Annotated in this window: 30 protein-coding genes; 13 read left to right on the top strand and 17 right to left on the bottom strand. The window is 55.9% G+C overall.

Features of this window, described 5'->3' with window-relative positions:
• The first annotated feature begins 150 nt into the window (after nt 1-150).
• From M5G26_RS17805 to M5G26_RS17825, 5 genes are all read left to right on the top strand, one after another.
• On the top strand, nt 151-387 hold the full coding sequence (locus tag M5G26_RS17805) for a hypothetical protein (RefSeq protein ID WP_007910552.1): 237 nt from the start codon (nt 151-153) through the stop codon (nt 385-387).
• Between the two features lie 144 nt (nt 388-531).
• Complete coding sequence (locus tag M5G26_RS17810; RefSeq protein WP_052178248.1) at nt 532-1,593, top strand: polysaccharide biosynthesis/export family protein; 1,062 nt, start codon at nt 532-534, stop codon at nt 1,591-1,593.
• An 11-nt stretch (nt 1,594-1,604) separates the two neighbouring features.
• On the top strand, nt 1,605-2,270 hold the full coding sequence (locus M5G26_RS17815) for a YjbF family lipoprotein (protein WP_273916089.1): 666 nt from the start codon (nt 1,605-1,607) through the stop codon (nt 2,268-2,270).
• The gene (locus M5G26_RS17820; protein WP_273916157.1) at nt 2,270-3,028 is read left to right on the top strand and encodes a capsule biosynthesis GfcC family protein; all 759 of its coding nucleotides are present in this window, start codon (nt 2,270-2,272) and stop codon (nt 3,026-3,028) included. The genes M5G26_RS17815 and M5G26_RS17820 overlap by 1 nt, the downstream gene beginning before the upstream one ends.
• Nucleotides 3,025-5,103 carry a YjbH domain-containing protein gene (locus M5G26_RS17825; protein ID WP_273916090.1) on the top strand — a complete coding sequence of 693 codons (2,079 nt, stop codon included), beginning with the start codon at nt 3,025-3,027 and terminating at the stop codon, nt 5,101-5,103. The genes M5G26_RS17820 and M5G26_RS17825 overlap by 4 nt, the downstream gene beginning before the upstream one ends.
• Nucleotides 5,104-5,734: 631 nt before the next feature.
• Here M5G26_RS17825 and M5G26_RS17830 read toward each other — a convergent pair.
• The 3 genes from M5G26_RS17830 to M5G26_RS17840 form a co-directional block, all read right to left on the bottom strand.
• The gene (locus tag M5G26_RS17830; protein ID WP_150694573.1) at nt 5,735-7,129 is read right to left on the bottom strand and encodes an undecaprenyl-phosphate glucose phosphotransferase; all 1,395 of its coding nucleotides are present in this window, start codon (nt 7,127-7,129) and stop codon (nt 5,735-5,737) included.
• A 389-nt stretch (nt 7,130-7,518) separates the two neighbouring features.
• Nucleotides 7,519-8,151 (bottom strand): winged helix-turn-helix domain-containing protein, encoded by a 633-nt coding sequence (locus M5G26_RS17835; protein WP_273916091.1) that lies wholly within the window; start codon nt 8,149-8,151, stop codon nt 7,519-7,521.
• A gap of 279 nt (nt 8,152-8,430) precedes the next feature.
• On the bottom strand, nt 8,431-9,171 hold the full coding sequence (locus tag M5G26_RS17840; protein ID WP_273916092.1) for a winged helix-turn-helix domain-containing protein: 741 nt from the start codon (nt 9,169-9,171) through the stop codon (nt 8,431-8,433).
• 572 nt (nt 9,172-9,743) lie between these two features.
• On the opposite strand from M5G26_RS17840, the gene M5G26_RS17845 reads away from it, so the two are divergent.
• A complete protein-coding gene (locus M5G26_RS17845; RefSeq protein ID WP_016987635.1) occupies nt 9,744-10,577 on the top strand; it encodes an undecaprenyl-diphosphate phosphatase in 834 nt (277 codons plus the stop codon).
• On the opposite strand, the gene M5G26_RS17850 is transcribed toward M5G26_RS17845, so the two are convergent.
• Nucleotides 10,578-10,949, bottom strand: a complete 372-nt coding sequence (locus tag M5G26_RS17850; protein ID WP_122842803.1) for a DUF2388 domain-containing protein — start codon at nt 10,947-10,949, stop codon at nt 10,578-10,580. It abuts the gene before it with no gap.
• Nucleotides 10,950-11,024: 75 nt separating this feature from the next.
• Nucleotides 11,025-12,035, bottom strand: coding sequence for a tRNA dihydrouridine(20/20a) synthase DusA (gene dusA / locus M5G26_RS17855; RefSeq protein WP_273916093.1), 1,011 nt, complete (start codon nt 12,033-12,035; stop codon nt 11,025-11,027).
• Nucleotides 12,036-12,135: 100 nt separating this feature from the next.
• Between dusA and M5G26_RS17860 the strand changes: the two genes are divergently transcribed.
• Nucleotides 12,136-13,263, top strand: coding sequence for a site-specific integrase (locus tag M5G26_RS17860; RefSeq protein ID WP_273916094.1), 1,128 nt, complete (start codon nt 12,136-12,138; stop codon nt 13,261-13,263).
• Here M5G26_RS17860 and M5G26_RS17865 read toward each other — a convergent pair.
• From M5G26_RS17865 to M5G26_RS17880, 4 genes are all read right to left on the bottom strand, one after another.
• Nucleotides 13,246-13,527: a pyocin activator PrtN family protein gene (locus M5G26_RS17865; RefSeq protein WP_273916095.1), complete on the bottom strand. Its 282-nt coding sequence runs from the start codon at nt 13,525-13,527 to the stop codon at nt 13,246-13,248. The genes M5G26_RS17860 and M5G26_RS17865 overlap by 18 nt on opposite strands.
• A 188-nt stretch (nt 13,528-13,715) precedes the next feature.
• A complete protein-coding gene (locus M5G26_RS17870) occupies nt 13,716-14,093 on the bottom strand; it encodes a DUF7696 family protein (protein WP_273916096.1) in 378 nt (125 codons plus the stop codon).
• Nucleotides 14,090-14,521, bottom strand: coding sequence for a hypothetical protein (locus tag M5G26_RS17875; RefSeq protein WP_273916097.1), 432 nt, complete (start codon nt 14,519-14,521; stop codon nt 14,090-14,092). Before M5G26_RS17875 ends, M5G26_RS17870 begins: the two co-directional genes overlap by 4 nt.
• The gene (locus M5G26_RS17880; RefSeq protein ID WP_273916098.1) at nt 14,518-15,063 is read right to left on the bottom strand and encodes a hypothetical protein; all 546 of its coding nucleotides are present in this window, start codon (nt 15,061-15,063) and stop codon (nt 14,518-14,520) included. Before M5G26_RS17880 ends, M5G26_RS17875 begins: the two co-directional genes overlap by 4 nt.
• 849 nt (nt 15,064-15,912) lie before the next feature.
• On the opposite strand from M5G26_RS17880, the gene M5G26_RS17885 reads away from it, so the two are divergent.
• From M5G26_RS17885 to M5G26_RS17895, 3 genes are all read left to right on the top strand, one after another.
• A complete protein-coding gene (locus tag M5G26_RS17885; protein WP_273916099.1) occupies nt 15,913-16,158 on the top strand; it encodes a hypothetical protein in 246 nt (81 codons plus the stop codon).
• A gap of 349 nt (nt 16,159-16,507) precedes the next feature.
• Nucleotides 16,508-16,654: a hypothetical protein gene (locus M5G26_RS17890; RefSeq protein WP_273916100.1), complete on the top strand. Its 147-nt coding sequence runs from the start codon at nt 16,508-16,510 to the stop codon at nt 16,652-16,654.
• 237 nt (nt 16,655-16,891) lie between these two features.
• On the top strand, nt 16,892-17,530 hold the full coding sequence (locus tag M5G26_RS17895) for an SGNH/GDSL hydrolase family protein (protein ID WP_273916101.1): 639 nt from the start codon (nt 16,892-16,894) through the stop codon (nt 17,528-17,530).
• Nucleotides 17,531-17,610: 80 nt separating this feature from the next.
• Here the strand turns inward: M5G26_RS17895 and M5G26_RS17900 are convergent, their stop codons facing one another.
• The 3 genes from M5G26_RS17900 to M5G26_RS17910 form a co-directional block, all read right to left on the bottom strand.
• Complete coding sequence (locus M5G26_RS17900) at nt 17,611-20,355, bottom strand: hypothetical protein (protein ID WP_273916102.1); 2,745 nt, start codon at nt 20,353-20,355, stop codon at nt 17,611-17,613.
• Nucleotides 20,356-20,609: 254 nt separating this feature from the next.
• Nucleotides 20,610-20,846 (bottom strand): hypothetical protein, encoded by a 237-nt coding sequence (locus tag M5G26_RS17905; protein WP_273916103.1) that lies wholly within the window; start codon nt 20,844-20,846, stop codon nt 20,610-20,612.
• 23 nt (nt 20,847-20,869) lie between these two features.
• Complete coding sequence (locus M5G26_RS17910) at nt 20,870-21,136, bottom strand: hypothetical protein (RefSeq protein WP_273916104.1); 267 nt, start codon at nt 21,134-21,136, stop codon at nt 20,870-20,872.
• 661 nt (nt 21,137-21,797) lie between these two features.
• Here M5G26_RS17910 and M5G26_RS17915 point away from each other — a divergent pair.
• From M5G26_RS17915 to M5G26_RS17925, 3 genes are all read left to right on the top strand, one after another.
• The gene (locus M5G26_RS17915) at nt 21,798-22,403 is read left to right on the top strand and encodes a hypothetical protein (protein ID WP_273916105.1); all 606 of its coding nucleotides are present in this window, start codon (nt 21,798-21,800) and stop codon (nt 22,401-22,403) included.
• A 42-nt stretch (nt 22,404-22,445) separates the two neighbouring features.
• Nucleotides 22,446-22,721, top strand: coding sequence for an HU family DNA-binding protein (locus M5G26_RS17920; RefSeq protein WP_273916106.1), 276 nt, complete (start codon nt 22,446-22,448; stop codon nt 22,719-22,721).
• Between the two features lie 136 nt (nt 22,722-22,857).
• Nucleotides 22,858-23,118: a hypothetical protein gene (locus M5G26_RS17925; protein ID WP_273916107.1), complete on the top strand. Its 261-nt coding sequence runs from the start codon at nt 22,858-22,860 to the stop codon at nt 23,116-23,118.
• On the opposite strand, the gene M5G26_RS17930 is transcribed toward M5G26_RS17925, so the two are convergent.
• The 5 genes from M5G26_RS17930 to M5G26_RS17950 are packed head-to-tail and all read right to left on the bottom strand — an operon-like array spanning nt 23,112 to nt 25,125.
• Nucleotides 23,112-23,369, bottom strand: coding sequence for a hypothetical protein (locus tag M5G26_RS17930; RefSeq protein WP_273916108.1), 258 nt, complete (start codon nt 23,367-23,369; stop codon nt 23,112-23,114). The genes M5G26_RS17925 and M5G26_RS17930 overlap by 7 nt on opposite strands.
• Nucleotides 23,366-23,800, bottom strand: a complete 435-nt coding sequence (locus M5G26_RS17935) for a hypothetical protein (protein ID WP_273916109.1) — start codon at nt 23,798-23,800, stop codon at nt 23,366-23,368. Before M5G26_RS17935 ends, M5G26_RS17930 begins: the two co-directional genes overlap by 4 nt.
• Nucleotides 23,784-24,254, bottom strand: a complete 471-nt coding sequence (locus M5G26_RS17940) for a hypothetical protein (protein WP_273916110.1) — start codon at nt 24,252-24,254, stop codon at nt 23,784-23,786. Before M5G26_RS17940 ends, M5G26_RS17935 begins: the two co-directional genes overlap by 17 nt.
• Entirely contained in the window at nt 24,251-24,478 is a 228-nt protein-coding gene (locus M5G26_RS17945; RefSeq protein ID WP_273916111.1) for a hypothetical protein, read from the bottom strand. The genes M5G26_RS17940 and M5G26_RS17945 overlap by 4 nt, the downstream gene beginning before the upstream one ends.
• Nucleotides 24,475-25,125 (bottom strand): hypothetical protein, encoded by a 651-nt coding sequence (locus M5G26_RS17950; RefSeq protein WP_273916112.1) that lies wholly within the window; start codon nt 25,123-25,125, stop codon nt 24,475-24,477. Before M5G26_RS17950 ends, M5G26_RS17945 begins: the two co-directional genes overlap by 4 nt.
• Nucleotides 25,126-25,162: the final 37 nt, after the last annotated feature.

Here is a 25,162-nt window from a genome sequence, read left to right on the forward strand (position 1 = left end):
CCGTAGATATAAACCTGCCGTTCGACTTTTATCAGTTGGGTAAGACTGTGAAAGAACGACGGATCATGTTCGCGCTTTTTGCGGACTTGAACTCACCACCGCTAACTCAGGCCAGTTTTATAACAGGTCGAATGTTAGAAAGGAGTTGATATGAAAAAAGTGATGGCAGTTGCCCTGTTGACGATGTTGAGCAACTGGGCTGCCGCCGCTGAAGCACCGCTGACAGCGGTAACCAATGTAGGTGGCAACGTGGCGGCTTCTCAAGCGCCCGCAGCCAGTACTGCAATGGTTGCCAGTGCTGTAGCGGCGTCTAACAGCGGTGGCAGTGCCAACGGCGGTACCACCGGTACTACGGGTACCACCGGTACAACCGGCACGCATAACTAACAGGAAGTTCTGTTAGTGCAGTACAGGGTCGCCCGACGCAAGTCGGGTGACTTTGTTTTTGGATTCGCCCTTGAATAGCGTAGTGCCATTATGACTCGTAGTGTTTATCTTTTAATGTTGGCAAGTCTCGCTCTGCAAGGTTGCATGTTTTCCCCCGGTCAATATCTCAGCACCAGTGACATCACCCGCCAGGGTGCCAGCGAAAGCAGCCGGGTCGAGCTGATTCCGATCACGCCCAAGCTGATTGCCATGAACCGCGCCACGCAAAAGCGTGAGTCGCTGCCGCCGGAGCTGTTGGCGACCCCGGCCGAATACCGCATCGGCAACAACGATGTTCTGTACATCACCGTGTGGGATCACCCTGAGCTGACGGCCCCGTCCGGCGCGCAACAACAGATCGATGCCAACGGCCGTCTGGTGCGTTCCGACGGCACCCTCTATTACCCGTTCATCAAGGAAGTCCAGGCCACCGGCCGGACCATCCAGCAACTGCGCTCGGACATCGAACAGCGGCTGTCGGCATTCATCGCCGAGCCGCAGGTGGATGTCGCGGTGTTGCGTTTCGCCAGCCAGAAAGTCGTGGTCACCGGCGCGGTAACCAAGGCCGGCCCGCAAGCGATTTCCACCAATCCGCTGAGCGTGGTCGAAGCTCTTGGCTCGGCCGGCATCGATACCAACAACGCCGATTTGTCCGGGCTGCTGCTGACGCGCAAGGGGCGCACTTATCCGCTCAATCTCGACTCGCTCAATCAGCAGGACTCCGAGTTGCAGAACGTCTACCTCAAGGGCGGTGATCAGCTGTATCTGCCGTACAACGACAACAAGCGCATCTACGTGATGGGCGAGGTCAATCAGCCGCGTGCACTGAGCTTCAAGACCGCGACGATGAACCTCACCGACGTGCTCGGTTCGGTCGGTGGCCTGGCGCAGACCACCTCCAATGGCAACGCCGTCTATGTCATCCGTGGTGTGGAAAACCTCGATGTCGAACCGGCCAAGATCTATCAGCTGGAAGCCGAATCGCCGACCGCCATGGCGCTCGCTTCGCACTTCGAAGTCCGCCCGCAGGACGTGGTGTATGTCGGGCCTGCCAACGTGACTCGCTGGAACCGTCTGATCAGCCAATTGGTGCCGTCGGCATCGATTGTCGGCACTGGCGCTTCCGCTGCGAAGAACTGGAGCGAATACAGTAACAACAGCAAATAAGGTCGCCGACTTTGAATATTTTGAAAGTTGGCCTGTGCCTGATGGCGGCCTCGTTGCTGTGCGGCTGTAACCCGCTGATGAGCGCTTCGTTGAACAACCTTAAAGCGGCAGTCGTCGGCCCGGATGAAGTGGACGTGTCGGCGGCTGAAGTGGCCGGGGTCAACTACCCGCAACTGAAACTGACCACGCCTTCCGGCTCCGGCGTGCTGGCGCTGGTGCGCGAGCGCGATGATCTGCAGTTCTGGGTCGCTTCCGGCAAACAGGTTCTGTTGCTGCGCAATGGACTCGCCGTGCGCACCATTGGCCTGGGCCTGGAGGGCGATCTCGACGGCACGCGGCTGGCCGATGACGCGCCGTTCAAGCAAGGCCTGCATCAGGTCGCGGACGGTTTCACCACGCGGCGCTGGATCGACCTCTACAAGGGGCAGGAAGTCGGGGTGATCGTTAACAGTCGCTTCTCGCGCCGATCCGAACAGACCCTGCAGATTCTCGATAAGGAATACACCGTGCTGCGTGTCGATGAACACATTGACGCCCCGGCCATCGGCCTGAGCGCGACCAATCGTTACTGGGTCGACCCGCGTGACGGTTTCATCTTGCAGAGCGAGCAGCAACTGACGACGCAGTTGCGTGTCAAGTTTGTGCAGCTCACCCCTGATCGCAGGCACCTGCCGTGATGCGCCTGAAAATGTTGTCGGCGAGCTTATTGCTGGTCGCGAGTCTGAGTCAGGCGGCTGTCACGGTGTCGGGCGATGTCGCCAATCCCGGGGCGATCCCGCTGCCACCCAACGGGCGTTTGCTCGATGTGATCAGCGAAGCCGTACCGAATGCCGAAGGCTATTGGCTGGCGGGCGGGTTGCTGCGGCAGTCGCTGATTGAGGAGCAGACGCGGCTCAAGGTCGGTGTGCTGTTCGATCTGGATGTGCTGCAACGCATGTCGATGCTGTTCGATCTGCCGAGTCGGGCGGCACTGGCGCAGCGCATTGCCGAACAAGTGCGGCAGATGCCGGTGACCGGACGGCAGATCGCCGATCTCGATCCGGTCGCATTGGAAGTCGGCTTCGCGCGCAACATTCGTCTCGATGACGGCGATCGTCTGGTTTATCCGAAGCGCGTCGATGAAGTGCAAGTGCTTGGCGCGGTGGCCGAGCCGTGTCACCTGCCGTATCAGCCGTTGCAGGAGGCGCGTGAGTACTTGCAAGGCTGTTCGATCCTGAGCGATGCCGAAGCCGATTACCTGTGGCTGATCCAGCCCAACGGCGTGTCGCGGCGCGTCGGCATCGCCCACTGGAATCGTGAGTCCGGGCAATTCCCGGTGGCCGGCAGCAAGATTCTGGTGCCGGTAAAAAATGATGATCTTGATCCGCCTCTTCCTGAACTGAATCAGCAGTTGGCCGAATTCATTGCCACGCAGCTGGCCGAGGTGGTTCGTTGAAGTTACGTTTTGCAGCTGTGTTGTTATTGCCCTGCGGTCTGGCTCATGCCGAGCCGCGTATTACCCAGAATGACTTCGGTGGCACCGGTCTGTTGCAGACGCCGACCGCGCGCATGGCGCCCGCCGGCGAGTTGAGCGTCAACGCCAACCGCACCGATCCGTACAGCCGCTACAGCGTGTCGTTGCAGCCGCTGGACTGGCTCGAAGGCTCGTTTCGCTACACCGCGATCACCAACCGGCCGTACGGCTCGGAGGCCCTCAGCGGTAGTCAAAGCTATAAGGACAAGGCGGTCGACGTCAAAGTCCGGCTGTGGCAGGAGAGTCACTGGTTGCCCGACGTGGCGCTGGGCTTCCGAGATATCGGTGGTACCGGTTTGTTCTCCAGTGAATTTTTCGTCGCCAACAAGCGCTACGACAACCTCGATTTCAGTGCCGGGATTGCCTGGGGTTACCTCGGTAATCGCGGCGATATCGACAACCCGTTGGGCTACGTCAGCGATCGCTTCGATACCCGTCCGGCCCTGGAAGGCACCGGTGACGTTAACTCGGGTTCGTATTTTCGTGGCCGGCCGTCGTTCTTCGGTGGCGTGAGTTATCAGACGCCGTGGGATCGCCTCAGCCTGAAACTCGAATTCGAAGGCAACGACTACAAGCATGAGCCGAAGGACAACGAGATCAAACAGGACTCGCCGATCAACCTTGGCGCGGTGTTCAAAGTCACCGATTCGGTCGATGTCAGCGCGGCGTGGGAGCGCGGTAATACGGCGATGTTCGGCGTGACCTTTCACACCAATTTCGTCAGCCGCAAGGCACCGGCGAAGACTTACGATCCGACGCCGGAACCGCTGCCGGCGAAGGCACCGAACACAGCGATGGATCAGGTCAACTGGGCCAACGTCTCGCAGCGTTTGCAGCAGAATGCCGGCTACAAGGTCGAGCGCATTACGCAGCGTGATTCCGAGCTGATCGTGTATGGCGAGCAGCAGCGTTACTTTCATTCGTCCAAGGCTGTGGGCCGGGCGAGCCGGATTCTCGACAACAGCGTCAACGACGACATCGACTGGTTCACCGTGGTCAACAAGCGCTACGACTTGCCGCTGGAAGAAACCAGCTTGCCGCGTCAGACCTTCCGCGAGGTGATCAACAACGAAGAGCCACTGGAGTCGCTGCACCGCACCACCGAGATCAACCCGGCGATGCCGCACAACGAGAAAACCCTCTACACCGAAGCGCCGCAGCATTTCAGCTATGGCGTGGGGCTGGGTTTCAAGCAGAACGTCGGCGGCCCGGATGGCTTGCTCTATCAATTGAGTGCCGATGCCGACGCCGAATATCGCTTCAACCGCAACACCTGGTGGAGCGGTTTGCTCAGCGCCAACCTGGCCAACAACTTCGATAAATTCAGCTACGACGCGCCGAGCGGTTTGCCGCGTGTGCGCACGGATTTGCGTCAGTATCTGACCACGTCCAACACCACCATGCCGTTGTTCCAGGTCAGCCATGCCGAGCAGTTGGATAAAGACTGGTATGGCATGGTGTATGGCGGTTATCTGGAGTCGATGTTTGCCGGTGTCGGCGGTGAAGTGTTGTTCCGCCCGACCGGTGAGCGCTGGTCGGTGGGCGCGGATCTGAACTGGGTGCGGCAGCGTGATTTCGATCAAGGCTTTGCGTTGCGCGATTACTCGGTGGTGACCGGGCATGTCACGGCGTATACCGATTTGCCGTTTGATACGCTGGCGGCGGTGAGCGTCGGGCGTTATCTGGCCGGAGACTGGGGCGGCACGCTGGACATCTCGCGGGAGTTTTTCAATGGTGTGCGCTTTGGCGCGTGGGCGACGATCACCACGGCGGGCAGCGCGGAGTATGGCGAAGGTAGTTTCGACAAAGGTATCTACCTGTCGATCCCGTTCGACGAAATGATGAGCATGTCGACCATGCGCCGCGCCAACCTGGTCTGGGCCCCACTGACCCGTGACGGTGGCGCGCGACTGAGCCGCAGCTACCAATTGCACTCGATGACCGATAGCCGGGAAGGGGACATGTTTTATCGTAATTTCGAGAAGATCACGGAGTAAGCGCGGATTTCCGACACACCTCTGAAACCTGTGGGAGCTGGCTTGCCAGCGATGAGGTCGGCACATTCAAGATTGATATTGGCTGACCCACCGCCATTGCTGGCAAGTCGAATCGTCGCACCGCAGCTCCCACAGGTTATGTGTCTAGCCACAAGGCCTGAGCCAACCACAAATCCCCTGTAGGAGTGAGCCTGCTCGCGATAGCGCAAGACCAGTCGACATCCTGTTGTCTGACCCACCGTAATCGCGAGCAGGCTCACTCCCACATTGGCTATTTGTCACACCACAGATCCCGAGCCAACCACAAATCCCCTGTAGGAGTTAGCCTGATCGCGATAGCGCAAGACCAGTCGACATCCTGTTGTCTGACCCACCGTAATCGCGAGCAGGCTCACTCCTACATTGAATATTTGCTACGCCACAGAGCGTGAGCCAAACACAAATCCCCTGTGGGAGCGAGCCTGCTCGCGAAGGCGTCGGCACAATCAGCATCATCATTGCCTGACCCAGCGCCTTCGCGAGCAAGCTCACTCCCACAAGTTTTTCCATCCCTCCACAATCCACTCCCGCTCCCAAATCCCAGACACAAAAAAGGGGACTTTCGTCCCCTTGCGGTATACAGCTTCGAACCTCAGTAAATATCCTTCGACAGCAACGTAAACGGCGTCTTCACCAGGATCTTCAGATCCAGCCACAACGACCAGCTGTTGATGTACTGCAGGTCAATCTCCACACGCTTCTGCATCTTGTCGATGGTGTCCGTCTCACCGCGGCAGCCGCTGATCTGGGCCAGGCCGGTGATCCCCGGTTTAATCCGGTGACGCGCCATGTACGCGAGGATTTTCCCCGAGTAGTAGTTGTTGTGCGCGACGGCGTGCGGGCGCGGGCCGACGAGGGCCATATGCCCCTGCAACACGTTGAACAGTTGCGGCAACTCATCGAGCGAAGTGCGGCGGATAAAGCGACCGACTGCGGTAATGCGCGAGTCATTACGGCTGGCCTGCTTCACCTCACGGTCATCGTGAACACGCATCGAGCGGAACTTCCAGACCTTGATCACCTTGCCGTTCCAGCCATGGCGATCCTGCTTGAAGAACACCGGGCCGGGCGAGTTGATCTTCACCGCCAACGCAATGATCAGCAGGATCGGACTCAGCGCGATGATCGCCAGAAACGCCACGGTTTTCTCTACCAGGCTCTTGCTCAAAGCAGCGGTAGGGCGGCTGGTCAGCGGGCTCTCGTTCAAGTAGATCGCCGGCAGACCGTCCACGACCTTCACCGAGTGATTGAGCAGGGTCAGACTGTTCAAGTCCGGCACCCACACCACATCAACGTTGGCCCCTAGCAAGTCACCATAAATCGCCTCGATTTTCGCTGCTTCACACAACGGCAGGGTGATGTACAAACGACGGATGTCATGCGCCTCGATCAGCTTCAGCAACTGTTCCTGATCGCCGACCACGCGCGGTGCATCCGGACCCAGCGCAGACACATCGCCATTGCTGACCAAACCTACCAAAGGCAGGTTTTCCAGTTGGCTGAGCTTCTTTGCCAGACCCAACGCCAGTTCGCCGGTACCGACGATCAGCGTCTTGTGCTCGCTTTTACGCGACCGCTGGTAGTACTTGGAAAACGCATGCAGCGGAGCGTAGAGAAATGCCTGGCCGAGGAAGCCATACACCGCCCAGCTCAGAATCACCTGCCGCGAAAACAGCTCATCGGCCTGGCAGACAAAGGCGATGCACGCCAGCGCCGCCATGGTCATCGACCAACCCATAAACAGTCGACCGAGACCGGTCAGGTAGTTGTCACGTTTGCGATAAACACCGCTAAACGTATAAGCCGGCACCGACGCCAGTACCGCCAGCGTTGCACACATCCGGTAGTAGAACGCGACCGTCCCGGTGTGTTGCTCGGCGAGTATGAACAGCAGCGTCACCACAAAGCCCTGTGCCAGCGCCCATTGGCCCCAAAAGGTCAGTCCCTTGAGGCCTGTGCTTCGATTGATACTTAAAGAAAGATCCATACGGTATCCCCAAAAGACGTCCATTCAGGTTTCAACAGTTGAAAACCGAGTTGTTATGCAGACTTATTGTTTTTGTTTTAACGAGTGTCCTGAGGTAACAACATCGATATGCCGAACTGTCGTCAGTCAATAGACTAAGTTATTGGCTGGAATGGTGTCTGACGAGTTCTAACAAGATGGCACAGTGCCAACTTTTTAATAATTAAATAGAAGGGTGTTAGAAAAGGTCGTAGAGCGAGGGGTGAATAAAGTATGTTGTATTTGTTACTGTTGGAGGGTGGAGGCAGGGAATGTTTAATTCAGGGAGGAAGATCTAGCCAAACAGAGTGCTCTTGTTGTTTTTGTAATCGCACTTTTTCTGTTTGTTCTGTTCGTGGAGGTCTTGCGGGTTACGCGACGACTTCCTGAATCAGGCAATAACCGCGATTTCTGACGGCACGAAACAGTCGCTCACCATTACTGGCGCTTTTGAATTTGTCTTGCAGGCGACTCAGGCACATTTCCAGGCCGCGATATTGTTCCGGTTCTCGACCGATGCTGAGAATCAGCTCGTCACGACTGACAACACGCTCTTCATGGCTGAGCATTTTCCTGACCAATGCTGTTTCCAGGCCAGTCAGGCTGATTTCAACACCTTCTTTGACCAGTGCACCCTGATCAAGGTTGAGATGCCAGGTTTCATTGCCAGGCATATCACCTTCAATGGCGGGTGGCATATTGCGGGTTTCCGCGCTTATCGCCGGGATATTCTGGAAGGGATTGGCCGATTGCGCTGCCCGCCATTCGGACTCAAGTGTGGCCAATATCCGCTGAGTATCGTGTTCAATACTGCGCGCAACATTTTTTCGACTGATGTTTGGATATGTGAACTCCATCACCATTGGAGCGGAAGAGGGCGAATCCACCCCTTCAAACGAATTGAAACGTTCACTGGACAGCATGCTCTCCAGTTCACGTTGCGACGTTGTACTGTGAGTCACGACAACAAAATATTTCCTTGGGAGGGTTGTACTAGTTTCCATGTCTCTCTCCTAAATACACACCAAAATTGGCTAAAAGAAAAATCGGCAGGCGAGCAATGACTTCCTCGGAAGTAATCGATAGGCAGGGTCTGGGCCCAAGATTGGCCCTCGATAAATTCCACTCGATCTGCTGCTATGTTATGGAGTTTTATTGTTATGGGTCGTGTTGTCGCGCTCATTCAATTGCTTGATTTCAAACAGGCGTGAAGCAGAACGGGAGCTATATGGTTGCATCAGACGATCCTTCGTACGTATGCAAAAGGGAAGGCTGCCCGAGAGTCAGGCAGTCGATATCAGACCCCGCAGCAGGCGATAGCCATAGCCGCGAATGCTCTGAATCGCGTTTGTACCATACATGTCCTTGATTTTTCCACGCAAGCGACTGATTGATTTTTCCAGTGCGCGAGGGTCGTAGAAATTGGTGTTGAGGCCCATGATGCTGGCGATTTCATCATGGCTCAGAATGTGATTACCGGTTTGCGCAAAGGCTTCGAGGATCTTCATTTCGGCAAACGAGATGTCGAGTTTCTTGCTGGTGCCTGTCAGGCAGATACGGGTCGGATCAAGCGTCAGATCGATATCACGTTGCCATTCTTCACTGTTGAAGAACTCACCCAGCAACTCGGCGCTATCGTCGGAAAGGGTATTGAGCTTGATACAAAGATCCGCGCCAGCCAGATAATATTTGATCTTGTTGAAGGCACCGCGACCGGTGATGACCGCGCAAATGATCGGCTTCAAGTTATCGTTGCGCAGGTTCTCGACCAGCGCCAGATTGTCTTCAAGGGCCTGGGGGCTGTCGATCACCAGGAATATCGCTCGATACGAACCAGACTGTTCATTCAACTGATATGAACTAGTGTACGCATCGGCTTCGAGCGCCATATCAGTGCGTAAATGCTGGGCGACTAGCGCTTTGAAATGTTCAGCCACGCCACGGGTACGACCTAGAGTAAGAACACCAGGTTCGTCGTTTGTCGGGCGCGGACTTCTAGTCGCTAAGTTCCCTGAGAGCATCATGCATTGACTCGAATTAAGTGCTGACATCGGGATGTTAAAGCACCGGTTCTCATCTGTGACTGACAATTGGTAACATTTGCGCGGATTTTAGACGTGTCTCCCGAGTTTTCTAACAATAATTAAGCTTTTCAAGCTTTTAGTTGATTTTCTCGGAGGGGTGAACTACTGCTTAGATGGTGGCGATATGCAATGGTGCCACTATTTTGAGCTTATTGCGATGGCTTTGTCTATGTCCATCTGCCACTGTCTGGCCATCTCTGCATAATGTGATATTGATCACACTTTATTGTCCGAGCAACTTTTTTCTGCAAAAAGGCCTAAATATTTTCTGCGTAGTTCGTCGGCCGACGATTACTAACATGGCTTGAGTGTGGCAATTCATAAGACCTATTCTTCAAGATCAAAAGATCGCAGCCTTCGGCAGCTCCTACATTTGAAATGCATTCCCCTGTAGGAGCTGCCGAAGGCTGCGATGTTTTGATCTTCATATACGCCAATTGTGTAACTTCAGATACTCAACCCCTGAGTGTTATTACCCGGTCGCTCATCAAGAGCGCTCTTACGGAGGATTAATGGATTTCTGGACCCTTTTCCAGGTGTTGATATTAGGTGCGGTAGAAGGCCTGACCGAGTTCTTGCCGATCTCGAGTACCGGCCACCAGATCATCGTCGCCGACTTGCTGGAGTTCGGCGGTGAGCGCGCCATGGCCTTCAACATCATTATTCAACTGGGTGCCATCCTTGCCGTCGTCTGGGAGTTCCGACCGAAGATCTTCGAAATCGTCAAAGGCCTGCCAACTCAACGCAATGCACAACGTTTCACCGTCAACTTGCTGATCGCCTTTCTGCCCGCCGTGGTCTTGGGCGTGTTGTTCGCCGACGCCATCCACGAATACCTGTTCAACCCAATCACCGTCGCCGTGGCACTGGTGGTCGGCGGCATCATCATGTTGTGGGCCGAACAGCGCAGCCATGTGATCAGCGTCGAGCACGTCGACGACATGCGCTGGTCCCACGCACTGAAAGTCGGATTCGTACAATGCCTGGCGATGATTCCCGGCACCTCACGCTCCGGCTCGACCATCATCGGCGGTCTGCTCTTCGGCCTGTCGCGCAAAGCCGCCACCGAGTTCTCGTTCTTCCTCGCCATGCCCACCATGGTCGGCGCTGCCGTGTACTCCGGCTACAAATACCGCGACCTGTTCCAGCCCAACGACCTGCCAGTCTTCGCCCTCGGCTTCGTCACTGCCTTCATCTTCGCGATGATCGCCGTGCGCGGCCTGCTCAAGTTTATCGCCAACCACAGCTACGCCGCGTTCGCCTGGTATCGGATCGCGTTTGGTTTGTTGATTCTGGCAACGTGGCTGTTTGGCTGGGTGAACTGGACAGCGGCTGCGGCCGCCTGATCACTGAGCGCTGATCAACGCCGCAACGGCGAGATCGTTTAACGCCGAATCCGGCGACTCCTGGCGATAGCGCTGCAAGGCCGAGGTGAAATACGCGGCCTGCAGCATGCCGTCGCTGGCCAGATAGAGTCGCGCGTCTTCTTGCTCCTCGGCGGAGTAAACGCGTTTAAAGCTTTCCGTGGTGTTATTGGTGGCAGAGAAGGGCGTCAGCAACAGCACCATGATCGACAGGCCGGAAAACTGCGTCACCTCCCACGGCGTATCGGTACGGCCCATGCAAAAGCCATCGCAGTGCGCATAAACGTCGGAAGTGAAGCTGAACAAGGCAAGAAAGGCGTAACGCTTGAAAGCAGAAAAACTAAACGCGGGCATAAACAAAAGACATCCTGTCAGTACAACAAAACGCCGGGCAACGCTCATGCGTCGCCCGCACACTCAAAACTTCAATCAACGACCTTCAAGCAACTCAGCTGCCTGATCCAGCAACGCCAACGGATCCTTGGCCTTGTGAATATCCACCGACAACAACTGACGGAATTTCCGCGCCCCCGGGAACCCCGTGCCCAGGCCCAGCACATGCCGCGTGATGTGATGCATCGCGCCACCGGCCAGCAAATGCTCGGCTATATAAGGACGCAACTGCGCCAACGCCTCAGCCCGACTGATCACCGGCGCCGAACTGCCGAACAACTGCTGATCCACCTCCGCCAGCAAATACGGATTGTGATAAGCCTCACGCCCCAACATCACACCGTCAAAGGTCTGCAAATGCTCAAGGCAAGCCTCCATCGTCTTGATCCCGCCATTCAGCACAATCTCCAACTCCGGAAAATCCGCCTTCAGCTGCGCCGCCACGTCATAGCGCAACGGCGGAATGTCACGATTCTCCTTCGGCGACAACCCCTCCAGAATCGCAATCCGCGCATGCACGGTAAAACTGGTGCACCCGGCATCGCGGACGGTGCCGACGAAATCACACAGCTCCGCGTAACTGTCCCGACCGTTGATGCCGATGCGGTGCTTTACCGTTACTGGAATCGACACCGCGTCTTGCATTGCCTTCACGCAGTCCGCCACCAGTTGCGGGTGACCCATCAGGCACGCGCCGATCATGTTGTTCTGCACGCGATCGCTTGGGCAGCCGACGTTCAGGTTTACCTCGTCGTAGCCGTGTTCCTGAGCCATGCGGGCGCAGGCTGCCAGATCCAGCGGAACGCTACCGCCGAGCTGCAGAGCGAGAGGGTGCTCGGCTTCGTTGTGACGGAGGAAACGCTCGTGATCGCCGTTGAGTAGCGCGCCGGTGGTGACCATTTCGGTGTAGAGCAGGGCGTTCTTCGACAGGAGGCGTAGGAAGAAACGGCAGTGACGGTCGGTCCAATCCATCATGGGGGCAACGGAAAACCGCCTATGTACCGTATTTACTTGCGGAGTCAGGTTTTCAGCGGTTTTACTTGGCATTTATGTCTATCTCATTAACGACTATTTACAACGGTTTTTGCTTGTTTTTGCTAAGCTGTTGCTGAATTTCAGCAAATTCTTTTGGAGGTTCAGCAAAAAAATGGGCTCTATCACCGTTCGCAAGCGCAAAGATGGATCCGTCGCTTACAACGCGCAGATTCGAATCATGCAGAAGGGCGTCACAGTTTATCAGGAAAGCCAGACCTTCGATCGCAAGGCGACTGCGCAGGCATGGATCAAGCGCGTCGAATCGGAGATGTCTGTCCCGGGGGCGATTGAAAAATCAAAGCGCTCCGGTGTCACGGTCAGGGAGATGATCGATCTGTATTTGCTGGAGTATGAAAAGTTCAGACCACTTGGCAAGACCAAACGGGCGACGCTCACTGCCATAGGTAAAACATGGTTGGGAGAGGTTGAGGACAAGGACATCACCAGTCAAAAGCTGGTCGAGTATGCAAATTGGCGCATGGAGCAGGACGGTATCCAGGCGCAGACCGTAGGCAATGATCTGGCGCATTTCGGCGCAGTGCTCTCTGTCGCTCGCCCCGCCTGGGGCTATGACATAGACCCGATGGCCATGCCTGATGCGCGAAGGGTTTTGCGAAAAATGGGGGCGGTGACCCGAAGCAAGGAGCGCGCACGTCGGCCCACGCTGGTGGAGCTGGATAACATTCTTGAGCATTTCTGCTCCGTGCGCGATCGCCGCAAGCAAGAAATCGATATGGTCCGCGTCACCGCTTTTGCGTTGTTTTCAACTCGCCGCCAGGAAGAAATCACACGCATCCGCTGGGACTCAATAGATGAGGCGGGGCAGCGGGTTCTGATCACAGATATGAAGAACCCTGGCCAAAAATACGGCAATGACGTCTGGTGCCATGTGCCCGATGAGGCGTGGCAAATTCTGAAGTCGATGCCGAAAGTGGCTGATGAGGTTTTTCCCTACAACTCGCGTTCGATATCGGCGTCATTCACCCGAGCGTGTCTTTTTCTCGGTATTGATGATTTGCACTTCCATGACCTTCGACACGATGGCGTCAGCCGGTTGTTTGAAATGGGTTGGGATATCCCCAAAGTGGCCTCTGTCTCTGGCCATCGCGACTGGAATTCGATGCGGCGATATACGCATTTGAAGGGTAGCGGTGATCCTTACACAGCATGGCCATGGCTGGAGAAGATCATCCTGGGGCCTACCCTTGAGGCCCGGAAACGATCAAGACGCGCGTCGTAATCCTCGCCCCATGAGTTTGTCGTGCTCGGCTTTGGCTTTCTGACGTTGAAAATCCAGATAAGTGGCCAGGTCATTGAGGTGGACACCCCTTGCCGCTTTCTGACTGCTTTCCATGCGTATCAGTGGAAGGTCGATTTCCCCTGAAGCCACTTTTATTTTCATTTTTTCTGGCGTCAGATGACTGAAGTAGTCAGTGCACACGCGCTCGAGAGGGATGATTGCCATGCCGTTGTATTGGGCCATCAGCAGGAATGCAGTATTCATTGCTTTCCCCGTGGCTGGGTATCTGGCACTGCCCTGTCCTGTGCGCTTTCAAGCCATATAGATTCCATTTTCCATCCCTCGGCAGGTGGTGACCTGCTCGTATTGTTAGTGGCTAAAGTATTGCCTGATATTCAAATATGATCAATGGTGTTTTTTGGTCTGATGCTTTGAATACTGCCAAAAGCCGACTATTCGTGTCGTCGGGCGGGGGGCTGATCTGAGCTCTGGCGCCGCTCGTGCAGATGCAGAATATGGGTGCGCAATTGATCAGCGCGTTTCTGACCGATGACGAACTCAGTCCTCGCGAGGTAGGCAAGGCGCTGAAGTTTTTCCGGTAGATCCAGGACAAAAGCCGGCTCTACGTTCGCCATCGTCGCCTTCAGCTCTGCCAGTGCAACAGCGCCTCGCTGCCGAGCGATCCTTTCAAGCATTCGCACCTGCTCGGAAAACGGTTTGCCCAGAAGGTGGCGGGCTTCGCATTCGGCCCGGTATTCAGAAGAACTACTCAAGACTTCGCGGCCATTGAACAGGGTGACGATCGAGGCTTTCCAGCTGCACTGGTTCATGTGGACGATCCACCTGGGGCGGGGTGTTCGGGGATGTCCCGGGTCGCTGCTTTCCCGACGATTTGCTGAGCGATATACATTGAGGGGAACGCGGTAGAGCGGGCTGGGTTCGGGGTGCAGCGAATGCCTGCATCGATCATCTGGCCGCCGCTTCTTCCCGCACTGTTGCGCTTTCGTAGCAAGATCGAGCAACAGCAGGCTGCGGTGACACGTTCCTGTTTGCTGGTGGCGCCACAGTTGGTGCAGAGCAGCTCGACAAAATCTTGATCTGCCGGTCTTGAAGCCATGCGCCCGAAGCAGATTTTGCAAACGTGCGGCTCCAGTTTCCATGCGTGGGTTTCGGTTGTCGGATCGTTCACACAATCTGATTTCCCGACGAGTCGCAACGTGGTGCCCGCGCTGCCGTTGGTGGTGCTGTTGTCGTTCAAAGCCATTCCTCCTGAGCTGGATCCGCAAGTTTTTCGTGTGCGACATACAGCCCGAACAGAGGCTGACGAGCGCTATCTCTCAGCGCAGCAATGATCAGTTCCTCGGTACGCACCGAGTGTTCACGTGTGATCAATACTGGAGCGCCGTTGACCAGGATTCTGATGGTGCGAGGCGCCAGTGAAGGGTGATTCTTTGGTGCCTTGCCGCGTCGATTGCAGCCTTTGAGAACCTCCCTGGCCCGGTTCCAGCAGGACACGCAGAGATCGCCTGCGACCAGACGGAATCCACCGCGATGACATCGCGCGCACAGGCCCGAACCCCAAAGAGACGAAACGTCAAATGCAACTTCATCGGCGTGTGTGGCACCGACGGGGCATGATTTGCACTGTGCCAGGCGATCGGGTGGGTTTTTGCCGTTGGCCTCCTGCCACATTCCCGAGCAGGTCTCTACTTGCAGGCTGGCTTGTCGTCGTGTGCAGGAAAACATCACCCGATCGGGCAGTTCCGGATAGCTGAAGTACTCGATACCGTTGAATTGCATCACGACCGCTCTTGGGGGAATGGATGTTCATTCAGTGTAAGGGTGACTCGAAATCGTTTCCAGATCTAAATTCATCATTAATCAAAAAAGATGCATTGGTGAAAATGTGTGAATTTCATTGTGTGTTGATTTTTTGTTCAGTAGTTACCAGTGGTTACCGATCAGTTTCCTTCTCGGTTACCATTGTCAATGCTGCCTGCCGCTCTTTATATTCCTATCTTTGAACCTGTAATAAGTAGTAGTAGAGGGTGCGGGTAACTGCGGTGACCCGATCATCAGGTTTCACGTGAGATGCACAGATGAATAATTATTTACGTTTTTTGGGGGGCGCACCTTCACTGCCTGTGGTTTTTCGGTTACCGGTTACCCTGCCTTCATCAGACGCCATTTGGGCCAATAAAAATGGGCGTTTGAAGCTATTTCGCAGGGTAACCAGTGTTCTGTTAAATACTCTAAAGCATTGGTTTACAAAGAATTTATTGGTTACCTGTGTTTTGTCAAACGTCAGTCGAAACAATAGTAATCGCCCTCAGCCAATCGTTTCAGTGCGCCGGTTACGCAAGGCCGATAGAGGTTTTTTGCGGTCAGTTACTGCACGTATGCGGGCGGTAACCGGGTTGATCACTTGCGTGGAAAATCGGCCGACGAGCGTAAGCACTGAGTCGCTTTAACTTGACCAGGCAGGTTGCAGTCGCACTGGCTGTGCAAAAAAACAGAAAACATTTTTATTAAGTGCTTGATCATATTTGATCAATAATCAATAATGGCTAAATCGAATCACCTCGGCACCGCCCGCTGCTTCCAGATCAACAAAATCAACAAAATCTGAATACGACAAGGATCATCGTAATGAGCGCAATCATCGCCACCGCACAATCAAAGCCTGTTAACTGCCCGCGCATAGCCCTTGTCACCAGTCGAGCGCTTGGCGAGATGCTGGATGAGTACAACGAGACCTACACCTTTGTGCGCATGAGTGGTGCTGTTGAGCACCGTTCCTGGGATGGGGCGTTATTGGCCATCAGCATCAACGGCAAGCATTACGTTGATCGTCTGAGTACACCGTCGCCGTCGCCGGTAAAACTGGTGCAGTGACCGCTGGCCCTTTAGCCAGCAGTGCTCACAGGATTTTCATGTCACCGGTGCGCTGTTTTTTGGAAACACCTTCTTTCGTTCCCGGACCGACCTCAGAAGAGGCAAGGACGAAGTCATGTCCGCAGCAGTATGGGTTCGGCTGGATTCAGCCGAACACCATTTGGCGGACAGGTGAGTGCATCGGGTGATGCGGGCACTTTGAACGGCGTGTGAAGAACGAAAAGCGTACTTCGAGCCATTTGCGTGACGACATCATCGTCATCAATCGATCCACCCATCTATCGCTGGATCGTCCTGTATTCGGAGGCGCTGCATGGCGTCACGACCTTGTCCGGCCCGGAGCGCAATCATGTCTGACCGCCCACTGTGCTACCCGCGCAAACGCTTCACGTCTGCCGCCAGTGCCGATGCTGCCGCACAGGCCATCTACCGGCGCAATCTGACCTGCCTGATCCCGAAGCGCTGCAGATTGTGCGGTGGCTATCACCTGAACTGAGAGCCGTGACGGACATTTCGCATGAGGTGTAAGTCGACGAGTTCGACTGTCGCGGCGTTAGTTTGCAAGCGCAGTCCCGGCCACTGATGAACTGGCAAGTTCCCGGGCTGCCGGTAGGCGGCGGGAGGGCTGTGCGCTCATCGGACTGCAAGCTCGCAGGTGTCAGCACGCCGACCGAATCAATGGTGCACTTCGCATCAATCCGCGCTACGGCGCAAATACCGAGGCAACATCCGCATGAACTCACCTGCCACAAACACAAAAATCTGGGTAGCGATCGGCGACAGTATCTTGTCTGGCGTGCCGCAAGGCACTGCGGCACAGATGGCGCTGAATCTGGTCGGCGCTGAACGCAATGTGATTTTCAAGAGCATCGCTTCGCCAGCGGCGGCACTGGGCATTACCGATAACAGCGGTTTCAATAGCGTCAACACGACCGCCACGCTCAATCAGATCGCCGGCTACTACGCTGCAGTTGACGGCATTCTGATACAGGCAGGCACCAACGATTTCAGTCGTAATGTCCTTTGGGAAGATACCGTTGCTTCGTTGCGTCGAATTTTGAACTGGGCCAAGGCACTGAACAAAAAGGTGCTGGTGCTCGACCCGATCTGGCGTGCAGACGAGAGCGTCAAGAACGGCGTCAATTATGAGCTGAACATCTATCGCTTCTTCATGGCGACGGTGGTTGCCGAATACCCGGGCCTGGCGGTCTTCGCGCACCGCGAAAACACGCCGATGGGTACCAGTGCCGGTGCGGCGAACTACGATGCCAGCGAAGTGGCGACTGGCAAACAGTTGCACCCTAACGCTGCCGGGCATCGGCTGTTGGCCGATTGGATCAAGGCTGAGGCGGCGACGGCAGGTTTATTCTAGTCATACAGCCAGGCAGTAGCCCGTCTGTGGTCGGGTTACCAGGCGGGGAAGGCGACGATCGAGCCGCCCACCCGTCTGCACTAGATCGGCGAGCTATCCTCAGACGCCTTGCTATCGCCCAGAATCGGGGTCAGACCAATGCTGATGACTTTTGACGCGTGGCCGTTGAACTTGTAGGTTTTGTCGATGCGTTCGGCGCCTGCCAGGCGTAATAGTTGCCCGCGCAAGTCTGTGATGGCCGGCATCCTGGCGATCAGCTCCTTCAGGTTGGATACGCCGGTACCGAACATCAGTCGGTTTCCAATCGAATCCACAATGATGCCGTGGCGACGTAGCGTTTGCTCCGCCAGATCCTGAGCAACGGTGTTCAATCGGTAGGCGGTCGTCGATTCGCGTATCAAGTCAAATACCGATTGGTCGCCAACCGTGCCGGGCATGCGTATCTTGGCGCCGAGCAAGGCTTCAAGGGCTTTGCTGCTGTCGTCCTGGTCCTGGTCTTCGGTGTGTTCTTGCCAGTTATAGCGCTCGATCATGCTCAACGCTTCAGATTCGTCCGGCACGTGGCTTTTTTGCATGCACCAGCATCCGGCCAGCAGCGTGCCGAACTGATCACCATCGCGCTGGGTACCAAAGTGCACAGCCGCCGTCTTGCGGAATACGTCGATGCTTTTCAGGATGACCGGCATCAACGTGAGTGCGCGCGCCAGCAAGCGACTGGAAATACTGTCGTCTCTGTCGATGGCGTTCAGCTCGCTTTCCAGTCTGATCCAGTTGTCGGCGCCGGCGTCTTTCGGTGATTTGATCACCAGTTTTGTCAGCCGGTCGATATCGGCTTTGGTCGGCAGGTTGACGTTGATCGAAGCCATGCAGAACATCGAGCGAATCTGGTAGTGCTGACCGGTGCCGCTGATGGTGCCTTTCAAGGTTTTGGCCTGCGATTCCGAGGATGTCTGCCGGATCAACGACAGGACACTTTCCAGGCGTTGTTTCTCGCGCTCGTTGTTGCTTTCCGCCTCGTCTACCAGCACGGGCAATGCATCAGCCTTCAATTCCTGGCGAATCCCGGCTTCGGTCGAGTTGCCCTGCGCGTAAATATTGATGCCGGCAGTCAGGCCGGCGCAGAACATCTTCTGCACGGTCGATTTGCCGGAGCCGGCAGGACCGGTCAGCCATATGTGCGGTCGCCAGCCGATGGCGCCACAAATCGGGGCCAGCATGACCCAGCCGGCCATGAGTGCCGCACTGCCCGGCATTGACCAGCGCACTAGCTCGGCGACAGATACCAAGTGGGCGCCTTCAGTGTCAGTCATCGGCAAAGCGGCCGGATCGGGCAGTTCGCGGGACATCGGATACACATAGGCTGAAGGAATGTCGACCAGACGCGTCGCGACACCGTCAACGGTCAAATAGGCGCCATGATGGAACACCGTTCGCCCCTTATCGTTCCAGGCGCCACGTCCACGGATCTTGGAGGGGTCATAAATTCCGCGGCTGCCGGCGGTCTGGAAAATCCACTCCAGCGCCTTCGTCTCATTGATACCTTTGTCACTGGGGAAAGAGCGCTCCCACCAGTTGGCGGGGGCCATCATGATCATCCATTTTTTCGACATTTCCTTCCAGGTACAGGTAACAACCTGGCGCTTGTGATGGTGGAAGAAAAAATAATCATCATGGTCAAAACCCAGAATCGTGAAGTGCCCATTGGCGCTGAGGGGGTCAACCTCTTCGGGCTTCTGCGGCTTCTTTGCAATCTTGCCGGACGGCGGTAACCGTGCTGCCACCAACGCCGCTTCGATGAGGGCCGCCACTGCTGCGTTGCCATCGCGCAGTGCAAGATCATTGAAGTCGGTAGGACCTGACCACTTGCCTTCAGGATCCTGTGACCCTTCGGCATGAGCGAAGGGGGGCACGACCACCAGGCCATCAATTTCACTGGCGGCTTCCCGCGCAAAGTGCACGCCTGGATTGTCAATCGTTGCGGTGACCGTCCACTGATCATTATCGGCGGCGTACAGGATGATCGCATCGGGGTGTTTTTCGCGGATGCTTTCACCCACTGGCAGCAAGTTGCCGGTGTCGAAGGTTACCAGCACCCGATGATGGGTGGCTTCGTGCAGGGTTGCTCCCGTCGCGTAGCCTTCACAAAGAATAAAAACCGGACGGTTGTCGAACATCTGCACGCTGCCGATGCTGTGGAACAGGCCGCGCTTGGCGCCATCCTTCAAGTAATCCTTGTCGCGCGCGCTTTCACCCCGGCCCAGAATCTTGCCAGGGAAGATTCCCTGAAGGCTGTGTACTGTCTGTGTCAGATCACACAAGGGGACATACAACGCATTGCTGGTCAGCGTGCGCACCTCGCCGGTTTCCTTGTTGATGAATTCCCAAGGACCTGTTCGCAAGCCGTGGGCGCTGACGCCCTTTCGCACAAGGTAGGGATGCTCGTCGCTGGCCGTGGGAGCGGCACTCCAGAGTGCTCTTGCGCGGGTCGCAGCGTCGGCATGACGCTTGTCTGCAAGGGTGGTTTGTTCGAACTTTCGCCGAGCCCAGTCCGCACGCTGCGCTTGCAACTCATGCGCGGAGATCGGCGTTGTTTCGCGTTGAGCCCTCCAGACAAAACTGTGCCTGCCATAACGCTTCATGCAGCCGAAGGCCCCCGCGGGTCTCGAATCCATGTGGATTTTCGCCCAGCCGTTGATTGAGCCTTTGCGGTCGCCGGTGATATGAAAGCGTTCGAGGGTGCCGTCGAGTTTCAACGGTTGCGAAGGTTCAATACCTTGCTCGCGCATTGCGCTCATCAGCTCGTCAATTACGGCGTTAGTACTCATTGCAGCCGTCCTGTTGTTTTTTGTTCATGCATTCCATTCGAGACCGACCTGCTATTGAGAAAATTGGCAGGCAGCCGCAGGCGGAAGCCGTCAAAGACCGGGAACAACCGGGCCTCGAGCCTCAAGCGCAGATGGCGGCACCGCCGAGTTTTTAATGCTTCCCTGGTGGAGAAAACCAGGCGACAGAACCGGGTCGAGATCAGTCGACCCACTGATGGACGATCAGCCTGAATCCATTGGATTGCGGCTCATCTCTATGCCTCGCTGGCGGGGGCGGGGAGGGCGTCTTTTTGCTTGCGAAGTTCAGTTGTCAGCTGACGCTCGTAGGCTGCACGCATTACGACGGCGTGACGCAAATCGCGTTCAGGGAACGCCGCCGCCAACGCCGCGATACGCTCATCTTCGACAGTGATTGCGCGCGGCGCGATGCCGTCATGTTTTGCCCGTTCAGCCAACTCGGCGCTATAAACCTTGAGAATTAAAGTTTCCATGACTGCTCTCCCTCGTCGTATTTCTAACTGCCCGGTTTCTGCGTTCGCTCTTCTTCGGCTGCTTTCGCTGCCTTTTCCGCGTTCTTCACGATGGCTTCCAGATCGCAAACGTTCTGGATGGTTTTTGGCAGCGACTTACGCCAGCGATCCGGGGTTGCTCGTGCCACCTTTGATTCACGACAGAGGTCGGTCAAAGTCAACCCGACGGCGTGTGCCCGACGCTCCATATCGTCCAGATAGCGGTAGAACACCTCCTGGAAGTTTTTAGGGGCGGGTCGTTTATCGGACATGTCATTACCTCGTTTTCAGTGGGACCAGCATATATTATTTGATCAATGCTTAAAAACACTAATTGATCTTTTTTGAGTATCAAAAATCACTTTATGTTGTTTCGTACGGCTCGAATTTGACGGCCGTGTGCGCGGATTCATCGTGACCATTGGCGCATTGCGATGAACGCAGGCCATCGAAAAGGCACATCCGGACGCGCAAAAGAGAACGAATCACGACATTGCGAAACTCGAATGGCGCGACGAAGGGTAGAGCAAGCCGGGGGGGAGCGTGACCAGTTTATGCTGTATGTGCCGCAACACGATGCAGCCCGGGGGCAGGGAAAAACCGCCTGATCGGACAATGATGTTGAAGCCGTGCCTGCTATCAACGACCCGGGCATGCACCATCCAACACCAACAACAGGCTCTACCACAGACGTCTCGCGCGATACGCGGCTGTCTGTCGCGTGCCGGTTTGAGCGTACATACCGTTACCAAATAATCATTTATAATCAATCAATCTGCTTATGGCATCGTTATTGGAATGTTCTTATTGGACGACTCTGCTTGGAGCATTGGGGGCAATGACCGATCAAAGCAACTGATCAAGGTTGTTCTCACCTCATCATGCACCGGCGCCGGGATTGCCAGGTTGGCCAGTCGACAAGTGCGTGGCCGGATGCCCGGTTTGCTGCCAAAATGGTCGGTTGAGGACGCCAGGCGGCGGTGCAAGGAAACTATCGCCGCGAGTACTGTTGAATCCACTCGGTGCCGGCTTCGTAAAACACAATCATCATTCTTGAAACATGGCGTCAATATCGGCTCTTTCGAACGCTATTCAGGTCACAGGATTGAAGAGACGTCAGTCGATGAACTTGTCGAATGGGTCGATATTTTTCATGCGTTAAAAGACGGGGCATCGGCCGTTGATTTCTCTGGTGTAGTTGAAGCTGAAAGGGACCCGCAAGAAACGACCACAGCATTTACAGAAATTGCCTACGCATCATCTGTAAGAAAATCTGCCCTGAATCATAGGGTGGCGAAATCTGCTGCTGCGGTTTTCACAACCGCTGAGAAGGATCCGCAGGAAACATCCGACAAGATAATTTCTGTGGAAGAGACGCTGCAGGCCGAAAACAGTAGGCCGATTCGAGTTGAACAGCACGATCCGCAATTCCACGGGGTCGCTGAGACTGATCAGACTTTGGATGGCGAGACTCTTGAAAGAGCTGAAACCCTGGACCTTGTCGTCGTGCCGCAAGACTACGACGTCTTTTTAACCTGAACAGGCAAGCCGTGCATCGTTGCGGCGTGCTGGAGCAAAACCATGAGTAAACACGCTGTCATCGCTGCTATTTCCACCCGTACGGGAGAGTCACAAGAAACCATCAATCGATTCCTGGATGCCTGGGCCGACGAAATCATCGAACGCTTGCGGCTGGATGGCGAAACGCTCCTGCCGCGTCTCGGCAAACTGAAAATGGTCGATTTGAATGGCCATCCGAAAGGCGCCAACTGGCGCTTCAAGATTGATAGCGACCCTTTTGCAGCAGGCGTGGCCTTTTCGGCCGAAAAGTCCTTGCGCGATTCTCTGAAGGAATAACCGGGTGAAAGGATCTGAACCCGGTCAATTCACCAGATGTGGACGCCAGCGCAGAGGGCGTCCTTCGGCGGATTCGACAACCAGGATCGTAAGGTCGGCGTGACAGCACACTGGGTGAAAGGCACCGGATGACCCGGTGTCCACCGAGTTGGAAGTGGTCATGTCGATTGAAAATATCGCGCAAGCCGTAGAGCTTCGCCAGTGGGAGTTCAACAACCGTTCACGGCCCGCTGTAGTGCGTTACGCTCCCGGCGACAGGGGCTATGGGCCCGAGCAGTGCACCGTCGCTGACTGCGAAGGAACGCTGCCACCCAAACGCCGGGAGTGGGGGTATAAAATCTGTATCGGCTGCCAAAGCGAAACCGAACGCCGCGCCAGGCAATTCGCGCATCAGTGACCCTGTGACTTGATCCAGCGGTATTTTCCCCGATCCCGAATGGCACACTCCCCGTACAGTGCGACCATGTCATCGGCAAATGTGTACAGTTGGCCCATCGTCGCTTCTGTGCGCGGCGGTGGTGCTGGTACCGGATCACAAAGCAGCGCTGCGGCAGGGTCGATGCTGGCTTTGTCGTCACTGACGATGACCGGGTAGGTGCTACCACATCCACCCAGCAGCAACGCGGTGACAATGATCAGTGACTTCATGGCTGGTCGCTCTCCAATAGCTTGAGGTTAACGTCGTCGACATGCTGAATCAGCAGGGCAGCGCCACTGTCTGGCAGCTTGCAATCGGTGTAGACCGTGCGCTGTATTTCCCGCTGCACTTCTTTGTTGATTGTGGTGTTCACGATCGTCATCGCGCGTAACTCCTGCAAGAACACGCCGGTTGCTTCATCACCACGCCGACGCGACTCCTTCAGGGCTTCCTTTTGTGCAGTGGAGGCCTCGGCGAACGCTCCCAGCAGTTTTTTCTGTTCGTCGGCGTAGCGTGCGTTGGCCACCTCATACCCGGCGTACATGCCAGCGGCCCCCGCCGACCCGAGTGCCAGAATCGCTGCCAGACATAGCCAGGGCAGGATGGCTTTGCTTGCTGCACTCGACGCAGTGCCGAGCGCAATATCAGTGAGTGCGCTCATACGTGATCCTGACGCGAACAGGCGGGAAGGTGGCGGCTTCGTCACGTCCGACCAGGTTGTTTTGAAACCTGATATTCGTGACGTAGGTGTACTCACCGGGAGGTAACGGGGGGACAACAAAACCGTAAAACGTGTCGTGGCAGCCGGTGGCAGATTCACTCAGCGTTATGGGCAATGGAAACACCAGGCCGCGCGCGTCGCGCAGCGCGGGAAATTGCTCGATGGTCACCGCCTTGTCGGCACATAGCTGCCATTTCATGCCGGCGATCTCACCCACGCGAAACCCCTCCACCGGATAGCCGGTGGCGCTGATCAAGCCATAGTTTTTTATGGTGATCGGGTTGCCACCCACGAACAGCAACCACCCCAGTAAAATCAGCGAAATGAACAACGCGGCCAGATACATGCTGACGAACAGAAATGCCCTGTCCCGGAACAACGCAGCAGCGGTCATTTGATGATCACCTTGGCAAGGATGGCGAAAATGACTGAGGAGCCCACTGCCGTGGCGAGTCCATAGGCAATCAGTTTGACTGGCGCGAACTCGGCACGGGACACCAGGTCTTCAACGGTTTTCTGCATCGCTTTGACCTGCTCCTGCAAACGAATGACGTTACCGTCGGCGTGTTGGACAGCGATCTCGAGTTCTCGGAATTCATCACGATCAACAGGGTTCATTGCGCATCGCCCTGGAAGTAGGGTTCATATTTTTGGCGACGCACATTCAGAATATTGCTGACGTACTCGCGGTTTATCCTGAAAAACGATTGTCCGTAGCCCTTCGCCGCGACTTTGCTTTTCAGGCTGGTTCGCTCGACATGCCCAATCCACCTGGACGGATCGCAGCCTTGGGTGTTGGCGCACAGGCGCCGATCCTGCAACACGCCGGCAGCGCCGCCGTTGTAGGCCGCCAAAGTGAAAGACAGACGATCGCGCCTGCTGGCGGTATCACGCTGACGGAGATACAGGGCACGATCCATCTCGACGATGGCTGCCAGTTGGTAATGCGCGTCGTAGCGCTTTTCCCAATTCCACCCGCGCAGGCTTTGATGGGTAGCGGCCAACTCACTGATGGTGTCGAAACGAATGCTGCCATCGGCACGATAGGCTCTGGTGAACTGGCCGAAGCCGATGCCGTTTTCGCGCGCTGTTTTCAGTTCGGCGCGCGGATTCCAGCATTTGGAGTGGGTCAATGTGATGCACGATTCCTGCTCGACCTGCGCCGCCAGAAAAGACGGCATGGGGGCGTCAGGCCAGATTGTTTGCTGGGTGCTGACCAGTGCCGGCAGATAGCGCAGAGCGTTCGCGGGAATGCCGTCAGCCATCACACACGGCACCATCAGTGCGAGAAGACAGAGTGCC

Origin of the sequence: Pseudomonas sp. TNT2022 ID642 (assembly GCF_028656995.1) — a bacterium.
Lineage (GTDB): Bacteria > Pseudomonadota > Gammaproteobacteria > Pseudomonadales > Pseudomonadaceae > Aquipseudomonas.

Coding starts and splice junctions, on each gene's coding strand:
- M5G26_RS17950 (WP_273916112.1), bottom strand. CDS start 25,125: ATGGCTGACGGCATTCCCGCGAACGCTCTGCGCTATCTGCCGGCACTG.
- M5G26_RS17895 (WP_273916101.1), top strand. CDS start 16,892: ATGAACTCACCTGCCACAAACACAAAAATCTGGGTAGCGATCGGCGAC.
- M5G26_RS17890 (WP_273916100.1), top strand. CDS start 16,508: ATGTCTGACCGCCCACTGTGCTACCCGCGCAAACGCTTCACGTCTGCC.
- M5G26_RS17865 (WP_273916095.1), bottom strand. CDS start 13,527: ATGAATACTGCATTCCTGCTGATGGCCCAATACAACGGCATGGCAATC.
- M5G26_RS17905 (WP_273916103.1), bottom strand. CDS start 20,846: ATGGAAACTTTAATTCTCAAGGTTTATAGCGCCGAGTTGGCTGAACGG.
- M5G26_RS17935 (WP_273916109.1), bottom strand. CDS start 23,800: ATGAGCGCACTCACTGATATTGCGCTCGGCACTGCGTCGAGTGCAGCA.
- M5G26_RS17830 (WP_150694573.1), bottom strand. CDS start 7,129: ATGGATCTTTCTTTAAGTATCAATCGAAGCACAGGCCTCAAGGGACTG.
- M5G26_RS17805 (WP_007910552.1), top strand. CDS start 151: ATGAAAAAAGTGATGGCAGTTGCCCTGTTGACGATGTTGAGCAACTGG.
- M5G26_RS17885 (WP_273916099.1), top strand. CDS start 15,913: ATGAGCGCAATCATCGCCACCGCACAATCAAAGCCTGTTAACTGCCCG.
- M5G26_RS17870 (WP_273916096.1), bottom strand. CDS start 14,093: ATGAACCAGTGCAGCTGGAAAGCCTCGATCGTCACCCTGTTCAATGGC.
- M5G26_RS17900 (WP_273916102.1), bottom strand. CDS start 20,355: ATGAGTACTAACGCCGTAATTGACGAGCTGATGAGCGCAATGCGCGAG.
- M5G26_RS17945 (WP_273916111.1), bottom strand. CDS start 24,478: ATGAACCCTGTTGATCGTGATGAATTCCGAGAACTCGAGATCGCTGTC.
- M5G26_RS17840 (WP_273916092.1), bottom strand. CDS start 9,171: ATGATGCTCTCAGGGAACTTAGCGACTAGAAGTCCGCGCCCGACAAAC.
- M5G26_RS17910 (WP_273916104.1), bottom strand. CDS start 21,136: ATGTCCGATAAACGACCCGCCCCTAAAAACTTCCAGGAGGTGTTCTAC.
- M5G26_RS17835 (WP_273916091.1), bottom strand. CDS start 8,151: ATGGAAACTAGTACAACCCTCCCAAGGAAATATTTTGTTGTCGTGACT.
- M5G26_RS17860 (WP_273916094.1), top strand. CDS start 12,136: ATGGGCTCTATCACCGTTCGCAAGCGCAAAGATGGATCCGTCGCTTAC.
- M5G26_RS17915 (WP_273916105.1), top strand. CDS start 21,798: ATGCCCGGTTTGCTGCCAAAATGGTCGGTTGAGGACGCCAGGCGGCGG.
- M5G26_RS17880 (WP_273916098.1), bottom strand. CDS start 15,063: ATGCAATTCAACGGTATCGAGTACTTCAGCTATCCGGAACTGCCCGAT.
- M5G26_RS17930 (WP_273916108.1), bottom strand. CDS start 23,369: ATGAAGTCACTGATCATTGTCACCGCGTTGCTGCTGGGTGGATGTGGT.
- M5G26_RS17850 (WP_122842803.1), bottom strand. CDS start 10,949: ATGCCCGCGTTTAGTTTTTCTGCTTTCAAGCGTTACGCCTTTCTTGCC.
- dusA (WP_273916093.1), bottom strand. CDS start 12,035: ATGCCAAGTAAAACCGCTGAAAACCTGACTCCGCAAGTAAATACGGTA.
- M5G26_RS17845 (WP_016987635.1), top strand. CDS start 9,744: ATGGATTTCTGGACCCTTTTCCAGGTGTTGATATTAGGTGCGGTAGAA.
- M5G26_RS17940 (WP_273916110.1), bottom strand. CDS start 24,254: ATGACCGCTGCTGCGTTGTTCCGGGACAGGGCATTTCTGTTCGTCAGC.
- M5G26_RS17810 (WP_052178248.1), top strand. CDS start 532: ATGTTTTCCCCCGGTCAATATCTCAGCACCAGTGACATCACCCGCCAG.
- M5G26_RS17820 (WP_273916157.1), top strand. CDS start 2,270: ATGCGCCTGAAAATGTTGTCGGCGAGCTTATTGCTGGTCGCGAGTCTG.
- M5G26_RS17920 (WP_273916106.1), top strand. CDS start 22,446: ATGAGTAAACACGCTGTCATCGCTGCTATTTCCACCCGTACGGGAGAG.